Source organism: uncultured Caldilinea sp. (assembly GCF_937128415.1).
Classification (GTDB): domain Bacteria; phylum Chloroflexota; class Anaerolineae; order Caldilineales; family Caldilineaceae; genus Caldilinea.
Map to the genome: position 1 here is coordinate 41,258 of NZ_CAKZMJ010000056.1, position 25,675 is coordinate 66,932.

Annotated in this window: 23 protein-coding genes and 2 pseudogenes; 22 read left to right on the forward strand and 3 right to left on the reverse strand. The window is 62.3% G+C overall.

Annotation, left to right across the window (positions count from 1 at the left end):
* The first annotated feature begins 14 nt into the window (after positions 1–14).
* The 17 genes and pseudogenes from Q0367_RS08565 (at position 15) to rpsT (ending at position 15,293) form a co-directional block, all read left to right on the forward strand.
* Positions 15–2,639 carry a heavy metal translocating P-type ATPase gene (locus tag Q0367_RS08565; RefSeq protein ID WP_298981621.1) on the forward strand — a complete coding sequence of 875 codons (2,625 nt, stop codon included), beginning with the start codon at positions 15–17 and terminating at the stop codon, positions 2,637–2,639.
* A 584-nt stretch (positions 2,640–3,223) separates the two neighbouring features.
* The gene (locus tag Q0367_RS08570) at positions 3,224–4,237 is read left to right on the forward strand and encodes an SH3 domain-containing protein (RefSeq protein WP_297637387.1); all 1,014 of its coding nucleotides are present in this window, start codon (positions 3,224–3,226) and stop codon (positions 4,235–4,237) included.
* Between the two features lie 35 nt (positions 4,238–4,272).
* Complete coding sequence (locus Q0367_RS08575) at positions 4,273–5,559, forward strand: cellulase family glycosylhydrolase (RefSeq protein WP_298981624.1); 1,287 nt, start codon at positions 4,273–4,275, stop codon at positions 5,557–5,559.
* 13 nt (positions 5,560–5,572) lie between these two features.
* Positions 5,573–8,014 carry a glycosyltransferase family 39 protein gene (locus Q0367_RS08580; RefSeq protein WP_298981627.1) on the forward strand — a complete coding sequence of 814 codons (2,442 nt, stop codon included), beginning with the start codon at positions 5,573–5,575 and terminating at the stop codon, positions 8,012–8,014.
* A gap of 128 nt (positions 8,015–8,142) precedes the next feature.
* On the forward strand, positions 8,143–8,490 hold the full coding sequence (locus Q0367_RS08585; protein WP_298981630.1) for a helix-turn-helix domain-containing protein: 348 nt from the start codon (positions 8,143–8,145) through the stop codon (positions 8,488–8,490).
* Positions 8,491–8,537: 47 nt separating this feature from the next.
* Positions 8,538–9,185 (forward strand): MBL fold metallo-hydrolase, encoded by a 648-nt coding sequence (locus Q0367_RS08590; protein ID WP_298981633.1) that lies wholly within the window; start codon positions 8,538–8,540, stop codon positions 9,183–9,185.
* A 56-nt stretch (positions 9,186–9,241) separates the two neighbouring features.
* Entirely contained in the window at positions 9,242–9,619 is a 378-nt protein-coding gene (locus tag Q0367_RS08595) for a putative signal transducing protein (protein WP_298981636.1), read from the forward strand.
* Between the two features lie 21 nt (positions 9,620–9,640).
* The gene (locus Q0367_RS08600; RefSeq protein ID WP_298981638.1) at positions 9,641–10,126 is read left to right on the forward strand and encodes a cytochrome c maturation protein CcmE; all 486 of its coding nucleotides are present in this window, start codon (positions 9,641–9,643) and stop codon (positions 10,124–10,126) included.
* A gap of 110 nt (positions 10,127–10,236) precedes the next feature.
* The gene (gene ccmA / locus Q0367_RS08605; RefSeq protein WP_298981640.1) at positions 10,237–10,947 is read left to right on the forward strand and encodes a heme ABC exporter ATP-binding protein CcmA; all 711 of its coding nucleotides are present in this window, start codon (positions 10,237–10,239) and stop codon (positions 10,945–10,947) included.
* A gap of 9 nt (positions 10,948–10,956) precedes the next feature.
* A complete protein-coding gene (locus Q0367_RS08610; RefSeq protein WP_298981642.1) occupies positions 10,957–11,730 on the forward strand; it encodes a heme exporter protein CcmB in 774 nt (257 codons plus the stop codon).
* 64 nt (positions 11,731–11,794) lie between these two features.
* Positions 11,795–12,538: a cytochrome c biogenesis protein gene (gene ccsA, locus Q0367_RS08615; protein ID WP_297637413.1), complete on the forward strand. Its 744-nt coding sequence runs from the start codon at positions 11,795–11,797 to the stop codon at positions 12,536–12,538.
* Between the two features lie 3 nt (positions 12,539–12,541).
* The gene (locus Q0367_RS08620) at positions 12,542–12,688 is read left to right on the forward strand and encodes a CcmD family protein (RefSeq protein WP_297637417.1); all 147 of its coding nucleotides are present in this window, start codon (positions 12,542–12,544) and stop codon (positions 12,686–12,688) included.
* Between the two features lie 242 nt (positions 12,689–12,930).
* Positions 12,931–13,614: pseudogene (locus Q0367_RS08625) on the forward strand (cytochrome c biogenesis protein CcdA); the annotation flags it as partial.
* 144 nt (positions 13,615–13,758) lie between these two features.
* Positions 13,759–13,854, forward strand: a pseudogene (locus Q0367_RS08630) (cytochrome c biogenesis protein CcdA); the annotation flags it as partial.
* A gap of 31 nt (positions 13,855–13,885) precedes the next feature.
* On the forward strand, positions 13,886–14,137 hold the full coding sequence (locus Q0367_RS08635) for a glutaredoxin family protein (protein WP_297637420.1): 252 nt from the start codon (positions 13,886–13,888) through the stop codon (positions 14,135–14,137).
* Complete coding sequence (locus Q0367_RS08640; RefSeq protein ID WP_297637423.1) at positions 14,134–14,850, forward strand: DUF2085 domain-containing protein; 717 nt, start codon at positions 14,134–14,136, stop codon at positions 14,848–14,850. Before Q0367_RS08635 ends, Q0367_RS08640 begins: the two co-directional genes overlap by 4 nt.
* Before the next feature lie 173 nt (positions 14,851–15,023).
* Positions 15,024–15,293 (forward strand): 30S ribosomal protein S20, encoded by a 270-nt coding sequence (gene rpsT, locus Q0367_RS08645; protein ID WP_297637426.1) that lies wholly within the window; start codon positions 15,024–15,026, stop codon positions 15,291–15,293.
* Positions 15,294–15,402: 109 nt separating this feature from the next.
* On the opposite strand, the gene nth is transcribed toward rpsT, so the two are convergent.
* The 3 genes from nth to Q0367_RS08660 are packed head-to-tail and all read right to left on the reverse strand — an operon-like array spanning position 15,403 to position 18,300.
* Positions 15,403–16,122: an endonuclease III gene (nth, locus tag Q0367_RS08650; RefSeq protein WP_297637429.1), complete on the reverse strand. Its 720-nt coding sequence runs from the start codon at positions 16,120–16,122 to the stop codon at positions 15,403–15,405.
* A gap of 15 nt (positions 16,123–16,137) precedes the next feature.
* Positions 16,138–17,328 carry an alanine racemase gene (gene alr, locus Q0367_RS08655; protein ID WP_297637432.1) on the reverse strand — a complete coding sequence of 397 codons (1,191 nt, stop codon included), beginning with the start codon at positions 17,326–17,328 and terminating at the stop codon, positions 16,138–16,140.
* A gap of 45 nt (positions 17,329–17,373) precedes the next feature.
* Positions 17,374–18,300 carry a PHP domain-containing protein gene (locus Q0367_RS08660; protein ID WP_297637435.1) on the reverse strand — a complete coding sequence of 309 codons (927 nt, stop codon included), beginning with the start codon at positions 18,298–18,300 and terminating at the stop codon, positions 17,374–17,376.
* 353 nt (positions 18,301–18,653) lie between these two features.
* Here Q0367_RS08660 and Q0367_RS08665 point away from each other — a divergent pair, with 353 nt between their 5' ends.
* The 5 genes from Q0367_RS08665 to ruvC all read left to right on the forward strand — a co-directional run bounded on the left by Q0367_RS08665 (position 18,654) and on the right by ruvC (position 25,443).
* Entirely contained in the window at positions 18,654–19,199 is a 546-nt protein-coding gene (locus Q0367_RS08665) for an RNA polymerase sigma factor (RefSeq protein ID WP_297637438.1), read from the forward strand.
* Positions 19,192–21,882 carry a hypothetical protein gene (locus Q0367_RS08670; RefSeq protein ID WP_298981648.1) on the forward strand — a complete coding sequence of 897 codons (2,691 nt, stop codon included), beginning with the start codon at positions 19,192–19,194 and terminating at the stop codon, positions 21,880–21,882. Before Q0367_RS08665 ends, Q0367_RS08670 begins: the two co-directional genes overlap by 8 nt.
* Before the next feature lie 132 nt (positions 21,883–22,014).
* The gene (locus Q0367_RS08675) at positions 22,015–23,694 is read left to right on the forward strand and encodes a CTP synthase (protein WP_298981650.1); all 1,680 of its coding nucleotides are present in this window, start codon (positions 22,015–22,017) and stop codon (positions 23,692–23,694) included.
* Positions 23,695–23,992: 298 nt separating this feature from the next.
* The gene (locus tag Q0367_RS08680) at positions 23,993–24,763 is read left to right on the forward strand and encodes a YebC/PmpR family DNA-binding transcriptional regulator (protein WP_297637451.1); all 771 of its coding nucleotides are present in this window, start codon (positions 23,993–23,995) and stop codon (positions 24,761–24,763) included.
* A gap of 173 nt (positions 24,764–24,936) precedes the next feature.
* A complete protein-coding gene (ruvC, locus tag Q0367_RS08685) occupies positions 24,937–25,443 on the forward strand; it encodes a crossover junction endodeoxyribonuclease RuvC (RefSeq protein WP_298981652.1) in 507 nt (168 codons plus the stop codon).
* The last annotated feature ends 232 nt before the right edge of the window (positions 25,444–25,675 follow it).

Sequence of the window (25,675 nt, forward strand, 5' to 3'; positions counted from 1 at the left end):
GAACAGGAAGAAAGATGACAACGGTCGCTGCGGCGCCCTCGAAAAGTGGACGCACCAAAGAACTGATTATCCCGATCACCGGCATGCACTGCGCCAACTGCGCCAACACCGTAGGGCGCAGCCTGAAGCGCCTGCCCGGCGTCGAGGCGGTGAACGTCTCCTACGCCAATGAGCGCGCCATTCTCACCTATGACCCCAAGCAGGTGACGCCCGAGCAGGTGATCGAAACGATCCAGAGCATCGGCTACGGCGCGGCGCTGGCCGAGGTCGACCTGCCGGTGGCGGGCATGACCTGCGCCAACTGCGCCAACACGATCACGCGCGCCCTCAAACGCCTCGACGGCGTGCTCGACGTCAACACCAGCTACGCCAGCGAGCGCACGCATGTCGTCTATCTGCCCTCGATGGTCGATCTGAGCGACATCAAGCGCGCGGTGCGCGACGCCGGCTACAAGATCATCGAGGTCGCAGGCGACGAGCAGGAGCAGGTGGACGCCGAGCAGGCGGCGCGCAACGCCGAGATCGCGGACAAACGGCGCAAGGTGATCGTCGGCACCGCGCTCAGCGCGCCGATTATGGTGCTGAGCATGGCGGAGATGGTCGGGCTGCCGCTCGACTTTCCGGGGCGGTTGTGGATCGTGGCGGCGTTGACCACGGTGGTGCAGGCCTATCTCGGCAAGGATTACTACGTCAGCGCATGGAAGGCGCTGCAAAACCGCACCGCCAACATGGACACGCTGGTGGCGATGGGGTCGAGCGTGGCCTACTTCTACAGCCTGGCGATCCTGGCGCTCGGGCTGGACCCCATGCACTACCACGTCTATTTTGAGTCGGCGGCGATGATTCTCACGTTGATCACGCTGGGCAAATATCTGGAGGTGCGCGCCAAGGGCCAGGCGGGCGAGGCCATCCGCAAGCTGCTCGGCCTGCGCGCCCGCACCGCGCGCATCGTGCGCGGCGCCGACGGCGAGGAAGCGGAGGTTCCGGTCGACGACGTGCTCGTGGGCGACATCGTGGTGGTGCGCCCCGGCGAAAAGATCCCCGTCGACGGCGTGGTGATCGCCGGCCAGAGCACGGTCGATGAGTCGATGTTGACCGGCGAGAGCCTGCCCGTCAGCAAGACGGTCGGGGACGTGGTGATCGGCGGCTCCATCAATAAGACGGGCAGCTTCCGCTTTCGCGCCACAGCGGTCGGCAAGCAGACGGCGCTGGCGCAGATCGTCAAGCTGGTGCAGGAGGCGCAGGCCAGCCGCGCGCCGATTCAAGACCTCGCCGACAAGGTGTCGTCGGTCTTTGTGCCCGCCGTGATTGCGTTGGCGCTGGCGGTGGGCGCATACTGGTATTTCTGGGGCGCCGCAGTTTACCATCACCATGAGAACCCGCTGGGCGTTGCGCTGATCTTCATGGCCACCGTGCTGCTTATTTCCTGTCCCTGCGCGTTGGGCCTGGCCACGCCTACGGCGATCATGGCGGGCGCCGGCGTCGGGGCGCAGCACGGCATCCTCATCAAGAACGCCGAGGCGCTGCAGAAGGCCGGCTCGGTGGACACCGTGATCCTTGACAAGACCGGCACCATCACGCGCGGCAAACCGGCGGTGACCGATGTGGTGGAAATTCAAGGCGAGCGATTCAAAAAAGAAGCCTCGCTCGACCGCTCAAGGGAAGCTCCCCAGGGCGGCGCCGTCGACAGCGATCTCGCCGCCGTCCAGTCTTCTGCTCTCACCCTCTCCCGCCCCCACCCGCTTCCGCCCTCCCCCTCTCCGCTCCTCCACTACGCCGCCTCCGCCGAGCGCGCCAGCGAACATCCGCTCGCCGAGGCGATCGTCGAATACGCCAGGGCGCACGGCGTTTCCCTCAGCGAGGTGGAGTCGTTCAACTCGATCACGGGGCGCGGCGTCGAAGCGAGGGTGGATGGACGCTCGGTGCTGTTGGGCAGCCCTGCGCTGATGCAGGAGCGCGGCGTCGACCTCGAGCCGGTGCAGGCCGAGATCGACCGCTTGCAGGATGAAGGCAAAACGGTGATGGCGGTGGCGGTGGACGGCGAGCTGCTCGGTTTGCTGGCGGTGGCCGACACCCTCAAGGAGACGAGCGCCGAGGCGATCCGCCAGATGCATGCGCTGCGCCTGCGCGTGGTGATGCTGACCGGGGACAACTGGCGCACGGCTCGAGCCATTGCGCGTCAGGTGGGGCTGGACCCGGCGCGCGAGGTCAAGGCGGAGGTGTTGCCCGGCGCAAAAGCCGAGGTCGTGCGGCAGGAGCAGGAAGCCGGCCACATAGTGGCGATGGTCGGCGACGGCGTCAACGACGCGCCGGCGCTGGCGCAAGCGGACGTCGGCATGGCGATCGGGACGGGAACCGACGTCGCCATCGAGGCCGCCGACGTTACGTTGATGCGCGGGGACTTGCGCAGCGTCCCGCAGGCCATCCATCTCAGCCGGCGCACGTTGCGCACCATCAAGCAAAACCTCTTCTGGGCTTTCGCCTACAACGTCGCCGCCATTCCGGTGGCGGCCGGCGTGCTCGTGCCCTTCTTCGGGCCGCACTACCAGCTGAACCCGATGATCGCCGCCGCAGCGATGGCCTTCAGCAGCGTCTTCGTCGTCAGCAACAGCCTGCGACTGCGGCGCATCCGGCTTTGATGATTTCCAGATTCATCTGAAACGTGCATCCGCGACTTCCAGGAAGCGCCCAAGCTTCCTGGAAGTCGCGCGCCTGAAGGGCAGTGTATGGCGAGAGTGAAGGAACCGAACGATTCAGTTTCGGCGTCTTATTCTCAAGTGCTGTATAATGGACGAAGAGTGCGCAGTTGCACCTGGCAATTGATGGAGCGGATTGAGCAAAGAGGCGGAGGTGATGGTGGGTGCGGCTCCCAGCCGCACGTTTTCGGTGAACCACAAGGTCTGCGGTGATGCGGGAAGCGCAGCTGCAGGCTGCGTCTACGCGCAGACGTCGATTTCCTCGTAGGTACGGCTTGCAGCCGCACGCCCTCGATGGCCCGCAAGCTCTGGAGAATACGAGGGAGCGCAGCTGCGTCTACGAGGCGCCAGAATCATCTGTGAAATTCCATCCAGCTTCCTTCCAGGAAGCATTCTACAAGAAGGTTTCACTTGACTGCGTAACATGGGCAATTCGCGTTATGCTGCTCGTTACATGAAATGAGCGCCGTTATCATCGATTTTATTTGCGCCTGGACGAGCGAAAAGAAATCCATGGAGACAGAAAGATGGCGAACCAATTTCGTCTGAGCAGAATCGGCCTGATGCTCCTTGCGCTCTGGCTGTCCATCCTGGCGGCGGGGTGTGGAGCAGTCGCGCCGCAGGCCACGCCGCTGCCTACGCGCACGCCGCTGCCCACCTTCACGCCCACTCCGGAAGGAGGCGTGATCGCCCAGCCGCCGGCGCCGGCGCAACCCTCCGGCCAGGAGCAGACGCAACCGCCGGCGCAGGAAGGGCAGCCCTCTGCACCGGAGCAACCGGCCCCGCCCACCGACACGCCGACGCCTGAGCCGACGCCCACGCCGCAGGTTGCGCAGCTCGTGCTCAACGACAACGTCAACATCCGCAGCGGCCCCGGCACCAACTACAATCTCCTGGGCACCGAACGCCCCGGCAGCACCTATCGCGTCACCGGCAGAAGCCCGGACGGCGCATGGTGGCGGATCGATTACAACGGTCGCGAAGGATGGGTCTTTGGACAGCTTGTCACCGTCACCGGCGCTGAAAGCGTAGCGGTGGCGCAGAACATCCCGCCCACGCCGGTCCCGCCGACGCCGACCAACACGCCGGTTCCTGCGCCGGCTGAACCCGCCCCTGCTGAACCTGCGCCTGCTGAACCGCAACAGCCGGCGCCGCCCTCCGGCGACAATTATCCGTTCATCCTCGGCAACACGGAGCGTTGCGATCCGAATCCGGGGCAGACCTATTTTTCCGGCTACGTCCGCGATGCAAACAACAACCCGGTCAACGGCGTCTGCGTGCACATCTGGTTCTACGAGCCGCGCACGACCAAATGCTCCGGCTGCGACGGCGTCGGCGACGGCGTCTGGGGCTTCTCGCCTTTCGGCGGCCCGGCCCCACGCGGCACCACAGTGGAAATCTTTGTCGTCCAGTGCCCCGGCCCGCTGCCGCCGGGCGGTCTCTCCTCCAACTTCGGCGATCTGACGCCGCAGTCGCCCAAATGGGTGCGCACGATCAACGAGAGCGAACAGTGCACCGGCATCACCTTCTACAGGAGATAACCGCCGGCCCAAAGCCTCGGGCATGGTGACCGCTCATGCGAACTGCGTTCAAACAACTCTCGATCCTCTGGCTCAGCCTGCTGCTCCTCGGCGGGCTGAGCTTTTTGATCGTCCAACTGGCGCCCGTGCGCGCCTGGCTCTGGCGACATACGGGCGAGGAGGAGTTGCTCGCCCAGATCAAGGGATTCACCGACCTGCTGAGCGATCGTCTGCGGCCGCCGTTGACGCTGGCGCCGGACGCCGAGATGCAACACGCCGACGTCAACCCCTTTGGCGTCAACACCTTCCTGGAGCAGGAGGTGGAGCCGGCCAAGCGCGAGCTGGCGATCCGCATGGCCGCCGAGGCCGGCTTTCATTGGCTGCGGCAGGAATTCCCCTGGGAAGACATCGAAATTCACGGCAAAGGCGACTTCGAGGATCGCCGCCATGAGCCGCATCGTTCGGCCTGGGAGAAATACGATCACATCGTCGAGACGGCGGAAGCCTACGGCATGGAGCTGATCGTCCGCCTTTCCAATCCGCCGGCGTGGACGCGCGCTCAGGGCGAAGGCGAGAACAACGTGGACACCTTCGCGCCGCCGGACGACGTGCAGGACTTCGCCGACTTTGTGTATGCAGTGGTGAGCCGTTACAAAGGGCGCATCCGCTACTACCAGCTCTGGAACGAGCCGAACATCTACCCGGAGTGGGGCAGCTATCCGATCTCGCCGGAAGCTTACGTCGAGCTGCTCAAAGCCGGCGCCGAAGCCGCGCGCGCCGCCGACCCCGACGTGGTCATCATCGCCGGCGCGCTCGCATCGACCATCAACCTGCAGCCGGACGACCCGCCGCCGGGCAACAGCCTGAACGACCTGCTCTTTCTGCAGCGCATGTACGACGCCGGCGCCGCGCCCTATTTCGACGTCATGGCAATGCAGGGCTATGGTCTCTACAGCGGACCGACCGACGACCGCATGCACCCACGTGTGATCAACATCAGCCGCCATAAGTTCATCCGCGACTTGATGGTTAAAAACGGCGACGCGCACAAGCCGATCTGGATCGCAGAAATGAACTGGAACGCTGCGCCGGAGGACGTCGAGCCGCGCTACGGGCGCGTGACGCTGGAGCAGCAGGCGCGCTATCTTCCCATCGCCTACCGCCGCGTCATCGAGGAGTGGCCCTGGATCGGCGTGGCAAATACGTGGTACCTCAAGCGCGCCACAGACCTCTGGGAGCAAAATCGTCAGCCGGAGGCCTACTTCCGCCTGCTGGCGCCCGATTTCACGCCGCAGCCGGTGTATGAAAGTATGCGCGCGTTCACGGCTTCGTTGGAGAAGTGACGGGCGGAAGACCATGCGCCGACCGGATTTTCGGGTTGAAGAGGGAAAGTTCAAGGTGGAAAGACGGCCGAAGATCGTCGACCTGCAGCTTCCCCATTTCGCTGTAGCCGCTTCGCTTCTACTCGCTGCCTTCTTGCGTTTTTATCGACTCGACGCCTCTTCCCTCTGGAACGACGAGGGGAACTCCTGGGCGATGCTCTCGCGCAGCTTCGGCGAAATTGCGGCGGCGGCGGCGGCGGACATCCACCCACCGGGCTATTACTGGCTGCTCAAGGCGTGGTCGCTGCTGGCGGGCGACAGCGCTGCGGCGATGCGCAGCCTCTCGGCGATGCTCGGCGTGACGCTTGCGGCGCTCATCGCCGCCATTGCGCTGCGCGCGGTGCGCAGGGAAGCAAGCTGGCGATGGTTTCCGGCGCTGGCGGTTTTTCTGGCGGCGGTCAATCCATTCCAAATCTACTACAGCCAGGAAGCGCGTATGTACATGCTCCTGGCGGTGGAAGCGACCGGGCTGTTCTGGGCTTTGTTGTGGATGATAGAGACGCAGGGTGGGGAATGGAAAAGCTCCGACGGCTCCAATTCCCCCTCTCTCCAATCTTCCACGCGGCCATCGTCGTTCTCTTCCGTCCTGCGCCAGCTTTCCCCGCAGGCGCTGTTCGTTTGCTTCGGCGTCGCCGGCCTGTGGACGCACTACAGTTTCCCTGTCATTCTGGCGGCGGCGGGCGCAAGCTTTGTCGTCTGGTGGGCGATGGCGCGGCGCCGTTCTCTGTTGCGCCCCTCGCCCCTCGCCCTGCTTCTCCGCTTTCTGATGCTCAATCTGCTGATTCTGCTTGCTTTTCTGCCCTGGCTGCCGACGGCGATCGAGCGCGTTTTGAACTGGCCCAAGGGCGGCGTTGCAATTAGCGCGCTGGACGGGCTGACGTTGACGTTGCGCACGCTGCTCTTTGGGCCGCTGCGCTCTACGCCGGAGCCTCTCGGGCCGTGGCTGGCGCTGGCAGGCCTCCTGCCGCTGGTGGGGCTTTTTGCGTTGCGTCGGCGCCCTTTCCTGAGCCTTGCAGCCGGGCTGTGGCTGCTGGCGCCGGTCGCCATGATGTTTGGCCTGGGCCTTTTTTCGGATGCGTTTTTGAAATTTTTGCTGGCGGCGTCGCCTGCGTGGTGCCTGCTGGCCGCCGCTGCGCCATGGATAGGTTCGCCGATGCGCGTCAGTGGCCGTCTAGGGCAGGCGCTCCTCCTGGCTGCGATCGGATTCAGCGCAGGCGCAGCGCTCGCAGCGCTGCCGCACTACTTCAGCGACCCCTTTGCGCGCGACAACTATCAGGGCATTGCACGCTATCTGCGGGCCGTGGGAGACCCACGCGCAGACCTCGTCCTGCTCAATGCGCCTGGACAGCAGGAAGTCTGGCGCTACTACGACCCCGGCCTGCCGGTGCTGGCGTTGCCGGCGCAACGGCCCGCCGATCCGGCGGACGTCCAGGCCCGACTTGAAGCTGCGACAAGGGAAAAGCGCCGCGTCTTTGCACTCTTCTGGGCGACGGACGAAGCCGACCCGACGCAGCTTGTCGAAGGGTGGTTGAACGCCAACGCCTTCAAGACGGTGGAAAGCTGGCAGGGCAATCTACGTTTTGTCGTCTATACGTTGGCCAACGACCTGGTCGCCGCCGATTTTGCGCCGGTTCGATGGGAAAACGGCATGGTTCTGCTCGGAGTCGAGCAGGGGGACTCTTCACCACAGCGCGTCTCGCCAGGGGATGCGCTGCTCGTGCGCTTGACGTGGAGCGTCGAACACTCGCTCGACCGGCGCTACAAGGTCAGCGTCCAACTGCTCGATGAACGCAGTCAAGTCATCGCACAACACGACGGCGAACCCGGCGGGGGCGCCCTGCCGACCGATCGCTGGTCGCCGGGGCAGCGCATCATCGACAACCACGGCGTCGCCATTCCTTTCGGCGCGCCGCCGGGCGTTTACGTCCTGAAGGCGGCGCTCTATGACGCAGAGACCGGCGCACGCGTGCGCCACCCTGAAGAGGAGATGCTCTCGCTCGGCTCCGTGCTCGTGGTGCGCGCAGTCCAGGCCCCGCCGACGGAGGTCATCCCTATGCAGCATCGGCTGGCTGCGACGCTCGGCAGGGTGCACCTGATCGGCTATGACGCGTATCGTCGCGGTTTTGCCCATGCGCCGAAGACGCCGGTGCGCCCGGGAGACGCCGTCACCTTTATCTTCTACTGGCAGGCGCCCTCGCCGCTGCCGGCCGACTGGCCTGCGGACCTGACGATGGCGCTGCGCCTTGGCGAGCAGGAGCTCAGCGCGCCGCTGGCCGGCGCATATGCGACCGGCGCATGGACGGCGGGCGAGCTGGTGCGCAGCGTCGTGGAAATCATCTACGGCGGCGGCGACGCTCGCCCGCGCCTGACGGTGGACGGCGTTTCCATCACGCTGGAGCCATTGCCTACGCAATAGACTTGATCCCGCCCGGAGAAACGACGGGGCCTGGCGGCCTTCTGCATTCAAATTGACATAGCACTACGTTTCATATAGCATGAATGGGAAGGCAAGGAAGCTTACTGCAACGTATAAAGAGAATGCTTATGCCACTTTCTGAAACAGGGCAGGGGGCGCTCGAACTTCCGCTCTGCCCGATCGAGCCGGCTGCGCACATCATCGGACAGAAATGGACGCTGCAAATCGTCTATTTTCTATTGAACAACCCCTCCATGCGATTTTGTGAGCTTCAGGACAGATTAGGGGGCGTCAATCCCAGTACACTGAGCAGCAGGTTGAAAATGCTCGAAGAGGAGGGCATTGTGCGACGGAAGCAGATCAGCGCCATCCCGCCGCACGTCGAGTATAGCCTCACGGCGATGGGACGCGACCTGGGTGGCGTCATTCGCGAGGTGACGCGCTGGAGCAACGCCTGGCTATGTCAGCGTTCTTGATCGAGTTGGACGCCTGACAGGCGTCGCAAGAAGATTGGACTCTTTTCATGATTGTCAAAGGGTTAACCGTCGGATTATTGCAGGAAAACTGTTATATTTTCGGGTGCAGTCGCACGCGCAGCGCGGTGATCATCGATCCAGGCGACAATGCGCGCGCCATTCTGCGTTTGGTGGAGCAGCAGGCCCTGCGCGTCGAAAAGATCATCAACACGCACGCCCATTTCGACCATGTGTTGGCCGTGCCCGCCGTGCGCGCCGCCACCGGCGCGCCCTTCCTGCTGCATCGCGCCGAACTGCCGATCCTGCACGACCTGCCCAACCGCGTGCGCCTGTGGCTCGATATGGACGTCGACCCGGTGGACGACCCGGACGACTTCTTGGAGCACGGGCAGATCATTCAGGTTGGAGACGAGGCGCTGGAAGTGCGCTTTACGCCAGGCCATTCTCCGGGCCACGTCGTTTTCGTGCACCATGCAGGTCGGCAGGTCTTCGCCGGCGACACTCTCTTTCAGGGGAGCATCGGACGCTTCGACCTGCCCGGCGCCGACGGGCCCACGCTGCTGCACAGCATCCGCGAACAGCTGTTGACGCTGCCGGATGACTATGCAGTCTACCCAGGTCATGGGCCGGCGACGACAATCGGCTATGAGCGCGTCCACAACCCGTATGTGGGGGAACGGGCATCTTTGCGATGAACGGCTGGCCGTGCGGTTTACCGGAAAACATCGAAATCAGTTTATAATTTCTAACAATGAGCGCATGGATCGACCGGCTGCCCGGCTTTTTCCGCCGGTCTGTTGAGAACAGGCCGACGGCGCATAACAAAACCGCCTCTGTCCGCGCCGCGACCACCACGGGCGGCGATTCCGTCAACGAGCTGGTGGTCGTATGGGAGGCCGCGCACCTGATGGAGGCGCATGTGGTGAAGGGGCGGCTGGAAAGCGAAGGCATTCCCGCCCTCATTCGCGGAGAAGCGCTGGCCGCCATCTATGGCCTAACCACCGGTCATCTGGCCGTTTCGAAGGTGCTGGTGCCCGCTCCGCTGGCCGAGAAAGCGCTGGCGCTCTTATCGTCGCAGGAAGAGGAAGAAGCTTCGTCGGAGGCATCCGATCGCGCATCGGAGACGTAAATCTTCTTCAGGACAGTAGAAATGGTGCAAAAGACGGATCAAATTGTCATCCCCGTTGAATTAGGCGAACGAAATCGCTCTGGATTTCGATCAAAGTACATCGTCGGCGGGCTGCTCTTGTTGACCTTCGTCGGCTTTTTGATCTTCCAGGTGTATCACGCCACCACCACGACCGGCGCCTATTATCTCACCGTCGGCGAGTTGTATGAACGCGTCCCGCAAATTTACGGCGAGCGCGTGCGCGTGAGCGGCAATGTCGTCGAAGGCAGCGAGGACTGGAACCCCCAGGAAGTGACGCTGCGCTTCCAGATCACGGATGAAAGCCAGCACGTGCTTCCCATTGTCTTCTACGGCCCCCGGCCCGACAACTTCACGCGTGCGGCGTCGGCGATCATTGAGGGCGAGCTCCATCCCGACGGCACCTTTCAGGCGCAGACGCTGCTGCTGAAGTGCCCAAGCCGCTATGAGGAAGAGCCGGAAGAGGTCTTCGTTGAAGCGGTTCGGTGAAGTCTGGCTGTCTTGCGCTTTGCTTTGCGCCTTTGCTTCTCTGCGGCTTTGCATCGACGCTATCTGCACACCACGAAGCCGCCTTGCGTCCACGGAGCAGGGATGACGAGATGAACGAGAGTGGGCTGATTGTCGCCCGCAACATCGTCAAGCGCTACGGGCGCAAGCGTGTGCTCAACGGCGTTGAAATGTGTGTGCCGCAAGGTCAGGTGATGGCGCTGCTGGGTCCCAACGGCGCAGGCAAATCGACGCTGCTGCGCATCATCTCCGGCCTGGCGAAGCCCGATCGAGGGGAAATCTTGCTCGGCGGCGTCTCCACGCGCAAAGCAGGCCACGAGATCCGTCGCTATATCGGGCTTGTGGCGCACGCCCCGCTCCTCTATGATAATCTGAGTGCGTGGGACAACCTGCATTTTTTTGCGCGCCTCTATGACATCCAACAGCCCGCCGCGCGCGTCGAGGCGGTGCTGCGCGCCGTGGACCTTTGGACGCGGCGGCACGATCCGGTGCGCACCTACAGCCGAGGCATGACCCAACGACTCGCCATCGGACGCGCCATTCTGCACGATCCGCCCGTGTTGCTGCTCGACGAACCGGACACCGGCCTCGACCCGAGCAGCGCCGAAACGCTGGCGCAGCTCATCCGCATGTTAAGCTCCGGCAGGCGCGCCATCCTGTTGACGACGCACAACCTGGAGCGAGCCATCGCATGGGCGGATTCGATCAGCCTGTTGGCCGATGGTAAAATTATTTGGTCAACTGCGACCGAAGGATTGACTTCGGAGAAGCTGCGACAGGCGATGACGGAGCTTGAGGTGTAAAGTCCATCCATGGGTAAAAAGGCGCTCTCCGCCGAGCCACCGCCGTTGCATTCGGCTCCAATCGATCTCGCCGCGCATCCCATTGCAATGCGGCTGAATGGAGGCGTCCTCGCCTATTTGGGCAAGGTCGCCGCCGTCTTGCTTAAGGATGTGCGTGCGGAGCTGCGCGGCCGCGAAATTTTCAGCACCATGACTGCGTTCAGTGTGCTGGCGGTGCTGATCTTCGGCATGGCGTTCGATCTGCGCGTGCCGCGCGCGGAGATGATTGCGCCGGGCGTGCTGTGGGTGGTGGTGCTCTTCACCGGCGTGTTGGGGCTGAATCGCAGCTTTGGCGCCGAGGTGGACCGCGGCACATTGCCTTCGTTGCTGCTGGCGCCCGTCGACCGCAGCGCCATCTATTTCGGCAAAATGCTCGCCAACCTGATTTTCACGCTGGCGACCGCCCTGGTGATCCTGGCGGTGATGTTTTTCATCTTCGACCTGAACCTCTTTCAACCCTACAACCTGGCGGCGATGCTGTTGGGGGTGATCGGCTATGTGGGCGTCGGCACGCTGTTCGCCGCCCTGACGGCCAACAGCCGCGCCCGGGAGACCCTGTTGCCCATCTTGTTGTTGCCGGTCATGGTTCCGGTCTTTGTATCCGGCGTGGCGCTGACCGCCGGTGTGCTGGACGGCAAGGCGTGGGAGGATTTGAGCCAGTGGTTTGGCATCCTGGCGGCTTTCGACGCCATTTTTATCGTGGTCGCCTATCTACTGTTCGATCTGATCTGGGAAGATGCGTAACGCAGTTTGGGCGGATGAGCCTTGGCTGTCTATCTTGTCGGTTTAGAGTTAGAAAGGAACATCTATGCGTTCAACGATGCCCCAGCCTCGTCCTGTCGGATGGCGAGGGATCGATCTTCTCCAACTGATTTTGAGCGCGCTGGCCGTAGCGGCCATGACGGTCTCCATGTGGGCCGCCCTCTATTATGCGCCGCCGGCCAGCAACCTGGCGGGCGACGAGCAACTTGCGCAGCGCATTTTCTACATTCACATGGGCTGCAACATCGGCGCGCTCGCCGGCTTTCTGATGTCGGTCATCGGCAGCCTCGTCTATCTCATCAAACGCGACCTGGACTGGGATCGCGTCTCTCAGGCCGCCATCGAAGTCGGTCTGATCTGCGGCATGGGCACCATCCTCACCGGCATGTTTTGGGCCAAGCCCACCTGGAACACCTACTGGACCTGGGATCCGCGGCTGACCACCTCGGCGATCACGGTGCTCGTCTATCTGGCCTATTTGCTCTTCCGCAACGGCATCGACAACCGTCACACCCGCGCGCGCTTCGCCAGCATCTACGCGCTGGTTGCGTTTCTGAGCGTGCCGCTCACCTTCTACAGCGCCCGCATCTTTCGTTCGATCCATCCGGTCGTCTACGGCGCAGAAAATGTCGATGCACAGGGAGGCTTCAGCGTCGGGCCGACGATGACGCAGGCGCTCCACATCAACTTGATCGGCTTCTGCATCCTCTTCAGCGCGTTGCTGGTGTTGCGCTGGCGTCAGCTGCGCAACGAGGATGCGGTGGCGGAACTGAGAGAGGAAATTGCGTAAGCTATGTTTTACCTGATGATGGGTTTTGCAGCGGTCTGGCTGCTGGTGACGCTCTATCTCGTCTATCTCGGCGTGCGCCAACGCCAGCTCGATGCGGAAATGCGCGCGCTGCGCGAGGAGCTTGAAACCGCCAATCGCAAACGAACGTAATGTAACCTGGCGGTCGCGTGCGCATCAAAATGGGTGAGACGTCTTGCGACAAGGCGTCTGCGCAGACCAGGTGGAGCATCGTTGCGCTGGATAAAGCAGGGTTTATCGTTTGACTTCGCCCTGCTCGGTGAGAACGAAGGGAACTGCGTCGCTTCCGAAGACAATGAAAGTTCCGAAGGCAATGAAAGGCCGGAGCCGGGAAAGCGCAAGGTTCATACGAGAACACGCAAGGTGCAAGCAGTATGGCTAAGACGCTGGAAACCAACCCCCTAGAAAAATCTGCCGTTGCTGTTCAGGGACAACCCGCTCAGCGGAGAAGTGAGGGCGCTGCGCGTTGGGGCGTCTTCCTGCACGCGTTCTTTTTTGTGCTCGGTTTCACCCTCATTTTCACCTTGTTGGGTTCTGCAGCGGGGCTGCTCGGCCGCAGCCTCAACCCGTACATGCCCGTGATCCAGAAATTTGGCGCCATCCTGCTCCTGATCTTCGGCCTGACGACGCTCGGCGTCTTTCGCTGGCTCGTGAACGCCCTCGAGCAGCGCGTCGATGTGAGACAAAACCCTGCCGCCGAGGCGCTCGCGTCGCTGTTGAACTTTCCCAATCAGCTGCTCTACACCGAAAAACGCGTCGCCGATATGCATCAGGTCAACCGGCGCTGGGGCTACCTGAGCAGCGCGTTGATGGGGGTCACTTTCGCCGCGGGCTGGGTGCCCTGCATCGGCCCGATCCTGGCCAGCATCCTCTTCCTGGCCGGCAACAGCCAGACTGCGCTGCAAGGCGCCGGCCTTCTGCTGATCTACAGCCTAGGGCTGGGGATTCCCTTCCTGCTCACCGGCCTGATGTTCAGCAGCATGACGCGCTGGCTGCGCAGCCTTAATCGCCATCTCGGCATCGTCAGCATCGTTAGCGGCCTTTTCATGCTCTACGTGGCCTATCTGCTCTGGACGGACAGCCTGGCGCTGCTCACGACCCGCTTTATGGCGCTCAACGAGTTCGTCTTCCAGGCGGAGGAGCAGGTCTCTGCGGTTCTCGCCGGCGGCGGCGTGCTCATCGGCGCCGGCGCAACTACGGAGATCGCCCTTGCGTTTGGCGCCGGCTTGATCAGCTTCCTCAGTCCGTGCGTCCTGCCGCTCGTGCCCGCCTACATCGGCTATCTCAGCGGCGCAGCGGTCGGCGCACGGCCCCAGCGATAGGTGAACGATGCGAGTTATTTTATACAGCAAGCCAGACTGCCCGTTGTGCGATGAACTGAAGGAAGAGCTACGCACATTTCAGCAAGGCCTGCATTTTGAGTTGGTTGAGCGCAACATTTTAGAACATCCGGACGACTTTGCACGCTATCGCTATTGGATCCCGGTGCTGGAGATCGAGGGAGGCCCATTGCTCTATCCACCGCACGATCCAGGCGTTGTGTGGCAGGCGCTCTCCACTGCATCCAGGCGAACGATATGACGATTGAACCCAGGACTGACCGGAGCCTCGGCGCAGGCGAGTCAAAGCTAACCCGCTACGCCAACGATCTGATCATCGGCGTGGCGCGTCACTGGTTGGCCATCTTCAATACGGTGTGGGCCGTCTATCTCTTCACGCCCTTCCTTGCTCCGATTTTCATGCAGATCGGGTGGACAGGGGCGGCCGGCGTCATCTACGCCATCTACTCGATGCTCTGCCATCAGCTTCCCGATCACAGCTACTTTCTCTTCGGCCCGACGCTGATTCCGCAGGCGCCGGAACTCATTGCAGGCGGCATGCCGATCACCGACTCGCTGTTGATCGAACGCTCGTTTATCGGCAGCCCTGAGGTGGGCTGGAAGGTGGCGCTCTGCCAGCGCGACGTCGCCATTTATTCCGGCGTGCTCCTCGCCGGCCTGAGCTATGCCTTTTTGCGGCGAAACGCCCGCCCTCTGCCCTTCAAACTCTTCGTGTTGCTGGCGCTGCCGATTGCGATCGACGGCGGCACGCAATTGTTCGGCCTGCGCGAGAGCAACTGGCTCCTGCGCACGCTCACCGGCGCCCTCTTCGGCGCTGCAGCGGTCTATCTGGCCTATCCTTACGTGCAGGAGGCCATGCAGGAAGTGCTGGAGACGGAGCTGCTGCGCCGTGCAAGTTTCCATGCGCCCGCCGCCGCAAGCGGAGCCGGACAGCCGCCGGACACCCATCCATAGATCGTTTCAACCTGTTCAAGATTCGACAAACCCGGCTGCAGGATTTATACTATAAGCTTGTTGATTCGTGGCCTGGCTTGAGAAATCTTATCGATCGAGCGCATTCAAAAACATCCGGACCGATAAACTGACAACCTGAACGGGGTTGAGTGGAGTTTTAAGGGAGCAATTCAATGGCAAACACAAAATCAGCTGAAAAGCGCAGTCGTCAGACGCCGGTGCGCACCGCTCGCAACCGGGTGTATCGCAGCAGTGCGCGCACAGCCGTGAAGAAGGCGCGCCTGGCGATCCTGAACGGCGACCCGAATGCAGCGGAGCTGGTGCGCAACGCAGAGCGCGCGCTGGCGCGCGCCGCACAAAAGGGCGTCATTCACCGCAACAACGCCGCGCGGCGCACAAGCCGGCTTGTGATGATGCTGCACAAACATCAAGCCGCCGCCTGATTTACGCACCGACGTGCGCCTTGGTTGGCGGGCGCAGGCTTTAAAGCGCCTCTCCTGGCGGTCAAACCAAAAATAGGCACAGGCCAGATGGTTGTAAATCTGGCCTTTTTTATTTTGACGTCGTTGGGGAGGACGCCCATTCCCCAGCGCCCTGGTAGTAATCGCAGGCCGGCTGCAACGGGCACAGCTCGCAGCGGGGGGTCAGCGCCTGGCAGACGCGTCGGCCATGGCGGATCAAATTGATGTGCAGGGCATAGAATGCGGACGGCTCGATGAGCGACTCCCAGATGCGTTTGATTTTATAGGCGTCGGCGCGGCGGCTGCTGACGCCGGTGCGTTGCGAAATGCGCTGAATGTGCGTATCCACCGGGAAGGCGGCGCCATTGAAACAGAAGAGGATGACGATGCTCGCCGTCTTGTGGCCGACGCCCGGCAACGAGGTGAGGTAGGCGAGCGCTTCTTCGACCGGCTTTTGCGCCAGAGGGCGCAGGTCATAGCCGCCCCAATCCGCCTTGATGCGCTCCAACGCTGCGACGATCGCCGGCGCCTTCTGGTTGTACATGCCGGCCGGGCGAATCGCCTCCTTGATCGCATCCAGCGGCGCGGTGCGCACGGCGTCCCAATCGCCGTTGAAGCGCGCTTTCAATTGCTCGAAGGCGCGGCCGCTGTTGGCGTCGTTGGTGTTGGCGCTGAGGATCGTGGCGATCAATTCATCGACCGGGTCGTCGCAGCCCTCGAAGCGCGGCTCGCCGTAGTGCTCGAGCAGCGTCTCGTAGATAAAACGCGCTTTGCGCTGCAAGTTCTCGGTCTCGGCCCCGTTCTGCCCCATCAGCCTGCTCCTCACTCAATCCACGTAAAGCCTGGGCACGCGCGCCAGAATGCGGCTCACGATGTCGTAGTTGTTGGTCCCCACGCGGCGACCGGCCTCCGCCGCAGAAATCTCCTCACCTCCCTGGCGACCGATCAGAATGACCTCATCGCCCTGGCGCACCGGCCCGCACTCGGCCTCAATGGCGGTGACATCCACCACGCACTGATCCATGCACACGCGCCCTAGAATAGGCGCCGCTCGTCCGTGGATCAACACGCTGCCCCAGTTTTGAGGCTTGCGCGGGAAGCCGTCGGCGTAGCCGACAGGCAGGGCGGCGATGCGCATCGGACGGCTTGCGATGAACTCCCGGCCATACGAGACCGCCTCGCCAGGCTCCAGGTCGCTGACCTGCGCCACCGTCGTCTTCCAGGTCAGGGCAGGGCGAAACCCTTCGGGGAGCGGGCACTGCTCGGCATCCGGGTCTAATCCGTACAAAGCAATTCCCGGCCGCACCATGTCGAGGTGCGTATGCGGCATCGTCAACAGCGCGGCGGAGTTGGCGGCGTGCGCAAGCGGAGGGCGCAGGCCGTTGCGCTCCAGCTCTGCGAGCAGGCGCTGAAAGCGCGTAAACTGCGCTTCCGCGTGGCGCTTGTCCACCTCATCCGCCGTGGCGAAGTGTGTAAAGACGCCTTCCAACCGCAGCGCCTCGAACCCCTGCAGCGCAGCCACCATCTGGGGCGCCAGCGCAGGCTTCACCCCCAGTCGATTCATTCCGGTGTTCACCTTCAGATGCACGGCGAGCGTCTGTCCCAGGGCGCGAGCGACGGCGTCCATGGCGGCCGCCGTCTCCAGGTCGAAGAGCGTCAACGCGATCGAATGCGCCAACGCAAGCGACGTGTGCGCCGCCGGCGTGTAGCCGAGCACCAGGATCGGCCGTTCGACGCCTGCAGCGCGCAGCTCCAACGCCTCTCCCAGAGTTGCAACCGCGAAGGCGTCGGCGCCGGCGGTTTGGAGAATGCGCGCCGTCTCCGCTGCGCCGTGACCATACGCATTCGCTTTGACCACGGCCATGAGCTTTGTCGTCGCAGCCAGCCGGCTGCGCAGGCGTCGATAGTTGTTCACCAGTGCGCTGCGGCTCACTTCGATCCAGGTCGGTCGCAGCGGCGGCGGATTGCGATCTGGAGCCGCTGAGTGCGTCAGGCGGGCTGGGCTGGGGCGCTCCATAGAATTGTTCCAATCAGCGTGATGACATTTCAGCGTGATGACATTTCAGCGTGATGACATTGGCTCCGTCCATCCACAGCGGCCTGCCAACGTCTCCCATTCCTCCCAGGTCAGGCCGGCCATGCCGGGCGCGATGCCCGGTTTGACGGCGCCGTGATAGTCGCTGCCGCCGGTGATCAGCAAGTTGTGCTCCTCCGCCAGACGATGGAAATGGGCGATCAGCGCCCTCACCGTCGAGGCGTCGACGCCATAATGGCCGCGATTCAGCGCGTAGGGATAGCGCACTTCGAGGCCGTCCAACCCGGCGGCGGCCAGTCTACGGACGACTGCATCGATGTTGCGCACGCGAGGATAGGCGCCCGGATGCGCCAGCACAGCGACGCCGCCGGCCGCATGCGTCAGCTCGATGGCCTCTTCGACGCGCAGGCTAAAGGCGCGTTCCACATAGGTGGGGTTGGAGGCGTCGCTCGCCAAAAATTGCGCAAAGACATCGGCCACCGAAGTAAAACGACCTGGATTGCGTTCAAGCGCGACCTGGGCGATGTGCACGCGGCCGGGCACGCCCTGCGCCCGCGCCAACACTTCCTCCACAGGAACGTCGACGCCGTACGATTGCAGCCGCTCGACCTGTCGAATCTTCTGCTCGATGCGGCTGGCGATCACTTGCTCGAGCATCGAGGTCAAGGTCGGATCGCGGTGGCGAACGCCCAGGCCAAGAATATTGATGTCCAGATAGTCGCGCTCTGGCTCATTGCGCGTGCTAAACTCGACGCCCGGCGTCACCCGCACGCCCAGTCGGCGGCCTGCTTCGATCGCTGCATCGACGCCGAGCACGCTGTCATGGTCGGTGAGCGCAATCACGCGTAGCCCGAGATCTGCGCAAAGCGCCACCAACGTTGCAGGATCGTCGGCCCCGTCAGAGGCTGTGCTGTGCAGCTGAAGGTCCACCGGATAAATCGCCATGCTGTTCATAAGAGCGCCAACCCAAGCCTGGTCGTTGATTGCTAATGCATTATGGCTGGCAGTTTACAAAGACGCAAAGCCCGGGTCTGTATGGTTGTCACTTGCTCGAGAGATTTTTCTTATGACAACGATCGAAAAGCGCATCTGGATGTTTGGCAAAGAATTCAACGAACTGATACACTATACTACAAATGACTTATACAACAGCCGACAATCGTACTACATCGCCGACTCCGTCAACAATTTGTGCTGTTACCCGCTGCAGCAATATAGGCTAGGCGTCGACACTCCGTAGACGTATCGTTCTCCTGAACGCGAAGGATTGTCGTGAAAATAGCGATTGATCTTAAGAGAGGCGAATCTTGGAAGCAGTAGCCGAGAAAGTTGGCCGCTCTGAGATTGAGCTTCTTCAGAAGTTGCAAGCAGGCGATCAGCAAGCCTGGGTTGAATTCGTTCAGCTCATGACGCCGCGCCTGCTCAGCTATTTACGCCACAACCTTCCAACTGCAGAGGATGCAGAGGATGTCCTAAGCGAGACGATGCTGGCGGCGGTGCGCGCGCTGAAAGATTTCGATGGGAAGGCGAGCCTCTCCACCTTTGTATTTTCCCTGGCCTATCGAAAGGTTGCAGACTTTTGGCGCAAACGCCAGCCCCAAACTTTTGAATTGGGCGAACGGCAACGTTCGCCGTTGAACGTCTCCAGCAAGTCGGTGGAATTCTCTGAAATCTTGGACCGATTGCCGGAGCTCTCCAAACAAGTGTTGATCCTGCGCCATTATGTCGGGCTGAATGTCGGCGAAATAGCGCAGGTGATTGACCGCTCTTACAAAGGAACCGAGTCGTTGTTAAGCAGAGCGCGTCAACAATTGCGCGATGCACTGGATGAGGCAGGGTTCGAACATGAGTGAGATCCGCCGCCTGATGGATGATCAGGACGACGCCGACATCCAGGGCATCTTCAACGCATACTTCGACACCGAGCAGCCGTCGCCGGGCTTCGATGAACGTCTGATGCGATTGGTGCTGCAAGAGGTGCAGGCGGTGTATGGGACAGCTCCTGCAGCGCCTGTTGTTGCGCCGCGCCCTGCGCCAAGGTTCGGCGCGATTGAGCGACTGCGACGCTGGCTCAAGGCGTTGTCGCCCGGTCAATCGCTGGCGCTGGCGGGGGCAGCCGCTGTTGCGCTGTTCCTGCTCGTGCTTGTGCTTTCGCAGCTGGCCCCGCGACCGCTCACGGCGCCCGCAGTCGCCAGAGGAGGCGAGGTCACGGTTCTGCATCGACAGGACAACACCTATCGAACATACCAAGACGGCGAGCTGTTCCGCGTGGGCAAAGGCGATCAAATTCTGACCACAGGCGGCGCCGCCACCGTTTATCTGTTCCCTTCGCAGACCGCCGAGATCGCCCGCGATGCGCATGTCATTATCGACGAATTGAACGCAGTGATGGATGCGACGCAGGTCGAGCTGCTTGTGTTGCGCGGTCGCGTCGACAACGTCATCGATGAAACATTGACCGAAGGCGACCGCTATGTCGTGACCTCGTCGGTGATCACTGCGGCGGCGGTCGGCACCGAGTTCAGCTTTGAGGCGATTTCCCCCACCGAAGTGATCGTGATCACGCGACGCGGCGCCGTCGAGGTCAGGCGTGAAGAGCAGACCGTCATCGTGGAGGCAGGGCAGCAGGTGGTGGCGCTCAACAACGCGCCTCTGACGGTGCTGCCCGGCGAAGAGCGACCTGACCTGCCGGCGTTGTTGGTGATTTCGCCCGACGCGGCGGGCATTCCGGTCTACGCCGAGCCGAACGTCCAATCTCGGTTGATCGGCTATGCAACAGGCAACATGTTGCTTCGCGTGCTGACGACCGACAGCATGCGCGAATGGTATCAGGTCTGTTGCGTGGCGGGCCAGGTGGGATGGCTTCGCATCGACGCAGTGCCTGCGCCTCCGCCTCAAGAACCGGAGAGCAATGCGCCTCCGGGCAATCGCTCTGAAAGAGAAAGAAGCGGGAATGGCGTCGTCAGCGCGCCGTTCATTTGGGATGAACCGTATGTCGCAATCGCTTTCCCGCAGCCGACGCCAACCATCTTAGAAGCGCCATCACCCTCGCCCACCGCTGCGACCTCGCCGACAGCCGGAGCAACGCCCCTTGCAACGTCAACGACGGCTCCCACGCAAGACGGGACGACGTCGGTCGCGCCGGTTGCGCCAACCGCGACGAGCACAAGCACATCAACCTTCACGCCGACGCCGACAAATACGCCCACAGATACGCCCACCAATACGCTGACCAATACGGCGACAAATACGGCGACATCCGTTCCGTCGACTGTTCGTCCAACGGATCGGCCAACCGATCCGTCACCCGGGGGGCAGCAAGAACCCACGTTGGAACCGACGCCGACAGATACGCCAACGCCGACGCCGACCGATACACCGACATTCACACCGTCGCCGACGGACACGCCGACGCCGACCGATACACCGACATTCACACCGTCGCCGACGGACACACCGACGCCGACCAATACGCCGACATTCACGCCGTCGCCGACGGACACGCCGACGCCGACCAATACGCCGACATTCACGCCGTCGCCGACGGACACGCCGACGCCGACCAATACGCCGACATTTACGCCGTCGCCAACGGACACGCCGACGCCGACCAATACGCCGACATTCACGCCGTCGCCAACATTTACGCCGACGCCGACCAATACGCCGACATTCACGCCGTCGCCGACGGACACGCCGACGCCGACCGATACACCGACATTCACACCATCGCCGACGGACACGCCGACGCCGACCAATACGCCGACATTCACGCCGTCGCCAACATTTACGCCGACGCCCACGTTTACGCCGTCGCCGACCATTCCCGGGATCATTCAGCCGACCGATCCGACGCAGCCGCCGGAACCCACGCCCACCAACACGCCTGTCCCAACGCCGACGCCGACGTTTACGCCGACGCCGACGCCGACCTTCACGCCCACCAACACGCCCGTCCCGACGGCGACCTTTACGCCGACGTCGACGCCGACCTTCACGCCCACCAACACGCCTGTCCCGACGCCGACGTTTACGCCGACGCCGACCTTCACGCCCACCAACACGCCCGTCCCGACGCCGACCTCTACACCGACGCCGACCTTCACGCCCACCAACACGCCTGTCCCGACGGCGACCTTTACGCCGACGCCGACGCCGACCTTCACGCCCACCAACACGCCCGTCCCGACGGCGACCTTTACGCCGACGCCGACGCCGACCTTCACGCCCACCAACACGCCCGTCCCAACGGCGACCTTTACACCGACGCCGACGCCGACCTTCACGCCCACCAACACGCCCGTCCCGACGCCGACCTTTACACCGACGCCGACGCCGACCTTCACGCCCACCAACACGCCCGTCCCGACGCCGACCTCTACACCGACGCCGACAAGCGCGCCGCCGACGCCGACGCCTTCGCCCACCCAGAATCCGCTCACACCGGCGCCCAAGACGCCAATCACACGGCCGTCGCCGACGCCGCCGCCGCCCGCCTCCTTCAACGGCTGGGAGCGACTGCCCACGCTCACCTAACGCCTCGTTTAAAACGGGCTGCCTGAATATCCGTGAGAAGCTGTTCGCGCTATTGGGAAGAAGCGCCTGCTTTCTGGCAAAATGTACCTGAGACGGCACTTTTTCTTAGAGACGAAACGGTAAGGAATACGTATGACAAAATATATTTTTGTAACGGGCGGCGTCGTTTCCGGTTTGGGCAAGGGCGTGACCGTCGCCTCGATCGGCACCATCCTCAAGGCGCGCGGGGTGAAGGTGGCGACGATGAAACTCGACCCCTACCTTAACGTGGACCCCGGCACCATGTCGCCCTATCAACATGGGGAAGTTTTTGTCACGGAAGATGGCGCAGAGACCGACCTGGACCTGGGACATTATGAGCGCTTCGTCGACGTCAACCTCTCCAAAGTGAGCAACATCACGAGCGGTCAGATTTACACAGCGGTCCTCAGCCAGGAGCGCCGCGGCGATTACCTGGGAGGCACAATTCAGGTCATTCCGCATGTGACGAACGAGATCAAGCGCCGCATCGGTTTAGCGGCTCGCGTCGCCCAAGCGGAAGTGCTCATCGTCGAGATCGGGGGGACGGTGGGCGACATCGAGGGGCTGCCATTTCTCGAAGCGATCCGGCAGATGCGCAAGGATGTGGGCCGGGCGAACACCGTCTACGTTCACGTGACGTGGCTGCCCTACCTCGCCGCCAGCAAAGAATTGAAGACCAAGCCCACGCAACACAGCGTGCGCGAATTGCGCGGCATCGGCATCTCGCCCGACGTCATTGTGCTGCGCAGCGACTATCCGGTCGACGACGACGTCATCGCCAAGACGGCGCTCTTTTGCGACGTCGATCGGGAGGCGGTCGTGCCTCTCGTGACCGCCGATACGATTTACGCCGTCCCGCTCAGTTTGGAGGATTCAGGTTTGGGCGCCTGGCTGATGCAACGTCTCGAACTGACCGAGCGCCAACCGCCTTCTGAAGCGCTCGCCGGTTGGCGTCAATTTGTCGCAGAGCTGCGTCGCGAAAAGCCGGTGCTCACGATTGCGCTGGTCGGGAAATATGTCGAGTTGCAAGATTCGTATCTCAGCGTCAAAGAAGCGTTGATCCACGCAGGGTTGGCCGCGGGTTGGGATATCGACATCGCCTGGATCAACTCCGAAGACCTGGAGAAGGGCCGCGACATTGACCGACTGCTCCAGGCGGATGGCATTGTCGTGCCCGGAGGCTTCGGTTATCGCGGCATTGAGGGCAAGATCCTTGCGGCGCGCATCGCGCGCGAGCACAAAATCCCTTATTTGGGGCTCTGCCTGGGCATGCAGATCATGTGCATCGAATTTGCGCGCCACATCTTTCAGAGCGAAGAACCCAACAGCACAGAATTCGACATCAGCACAGAATATCCGATCATCGACTTGATGCCCGACCAACGCGACATTGCCGACATGGGCGGCACCATGCGCCTCGGCGTCTATGAGTGTCAGCTTATGCCAGGCACACGCGCGTTCGAAGCGTATGCACGCGCAGGATGCGCCCCTGTCGTGCAGGAGCGCCATCGCCATCGCTTCGAATTCAACAACGCCTACCGAACCGAGATGGAAGCGCATGGCATGATCTTCAGCGGCCTCTCGCCTGACGGACGCCTCGTGGAGATCGCAGAGCTGGCCGACCATCCGTTCATGGTGGGCAGTCAATTTCATCCGGAGTTCAAGAGCCGGCCCAACAAACCCCACCCGCTCTTCTCCGCCTTTATTCGGGCGGCGGCGCAACGACGAGAACAACGCGCGCTGGCGCTGAAACAGGAAATCGCTCTGAACTCGGACGAGCGCACAGCATGAAAGGCCGAGGCGCCCGGGTTCGCATCGGCGTTCTGAATATGGAAATCGCTTCAGTGCAGAGGCGCAAAAAGGTAAAGGCGCAGAGAAAAGCCAAAAATGCTTTGTACGCCTGGCGACATTTTTCATCGTATGCGGCGCCGTCAGATATGGCGCCTTGATGTGAAACGCCTGCCCAGTGGTTGTCGAAGCGCCTTCCTTTATGTCATACTATAAACGAACCAAAACGCGCAGCAAGATAGGGATGGCCCACGGTCCGCAACGGAGTGCGATGGGACGGACGTGAGACAAGGAGGGATGAATGTCTGGACACTCAAAGTGGTCGACCATTAAACGCAAGAAGGGCGCAGCCGACGCCGCGCGCGGCAAGCTTTTCACCCGGCTGGCCCGAGAAATCCAGGTGGCGGCGCGCAACGGCGCCGACCCGGCCGCCAACTTTACCCTGCGGCTCGCAATCGAACGCGCGCGCGCCGAAAATATGCCGAAAGAGAACATCGAGCGCGCCATTCGGCGCGGCGCCGGCCTGGACAAGGACTACACCGACAACATCGAGACGGTCGTGTATGAGGGGTACGGCCCCCATGGCGTCGCAATTCTGGTGGAATGTCTGACCGATAATCGCAACCGCACCATCTCGGAGGTGCGGCGCACCTTTACGAAAGGGAACGGTTCGCTAGGAGAACCCGGCTCGGTTGCATGGCAATTCACAGAGAAGGGTTATTTGCTTTTCAATCGAGTGGATGAGGAAGGGCGACCCACCTCGATCGACCCGGATGAACTCTTTCTGGCGGCCATCGAAAGCGGAGCGGAGGACGTGGAGATCTCGGAAGATGCTGTGGAGGTCTACACGGAACGCACCAGCTTCGCCCAAGTCAGCCAGGCGCTGGAAGAACGCGGCTACCGGGCCTCTCAGGCTGAGCTCATCATGAAACCCAACAACACCATCGAACTCGCCCCCGAAGAGGCGACGTCGGTGCTCAACCTTGTCGAAGCGCTCGAAGAGCTCGATGACGTCAACAAGGTCTATCACAACCTCGAATTGACCGAGGAGATGGTGGCCCAATTCGCCTGATCGCCTGACAACCTGCATCGGCAAGGGTGACCGAAGCATTCAACAGGGTCACCCCTTTTTTCTTGTGCACCCGGAGAGCGTCGAGCAACCTGCCGTTCCATCGCCGCGGGGAGCCAGGAAGGGCAGCTTGTCGCCTCGCCCGCGGTGCGTGTTCGCAACGCGCAGGAGGAGGCATGAGCGAGAATATTACGCGCGTCGTGCTCGGGATCGATCCCGGCACAGCGACCACCGGCTATGGCGTCGTCGGTGAGACGGAGCAGGGCGAGTTTGTCTTGTTGGCCTGCGGCGTCTTTCGCACCCCAGCCGGCGCGCCCATGCATCTGCGCCTGCTGGAGCTCTTCCGAGACACCCAGGCCTTGCTCGATGAGTTTAAGCCGGACGAGGTCGCCGTCGAGAAGCTCTTCTTCGGTCGCAACGTCACCACGGCCATCGCCGTCGGCCAGGCGCGCGGCGCCGTGTTGGTGGCGGTTGCACTGGCGGGCGTGCCCGTCGTTGAATACACGCCGGCTGAAGTCAAACAAGCCGTCACAGGCTATGGCAACGCCGATAAACAACAAGTGCAACAGATGGTGGCGCAGCTTTTGCGCCTGGAGAAGCCGCCTGCGCCGGATGATGCAGCCGATGGCGTCGCCATTGCCATCTGTCATCTTCAGACCATTGACTACCATCGGTTGCCGTGACACGCGAACCAAACGACATTCAAACAAAAGATGTATCCACAAATTGAATTTTTCAAAACAATTAGCGAAGGATTTACACCTCCTCCAACGATTATACTTTACGACAGCAAGCTGACGACGGCGCACTCAATAGCAGCGCATTCATCGGGACGGTTCAAGTGGGGAAAGCTGTGAAAATTATCGCTTTGCAGACCAAAGTCTCCAGGCATCACAGTGCGCTCACCTTTGCACA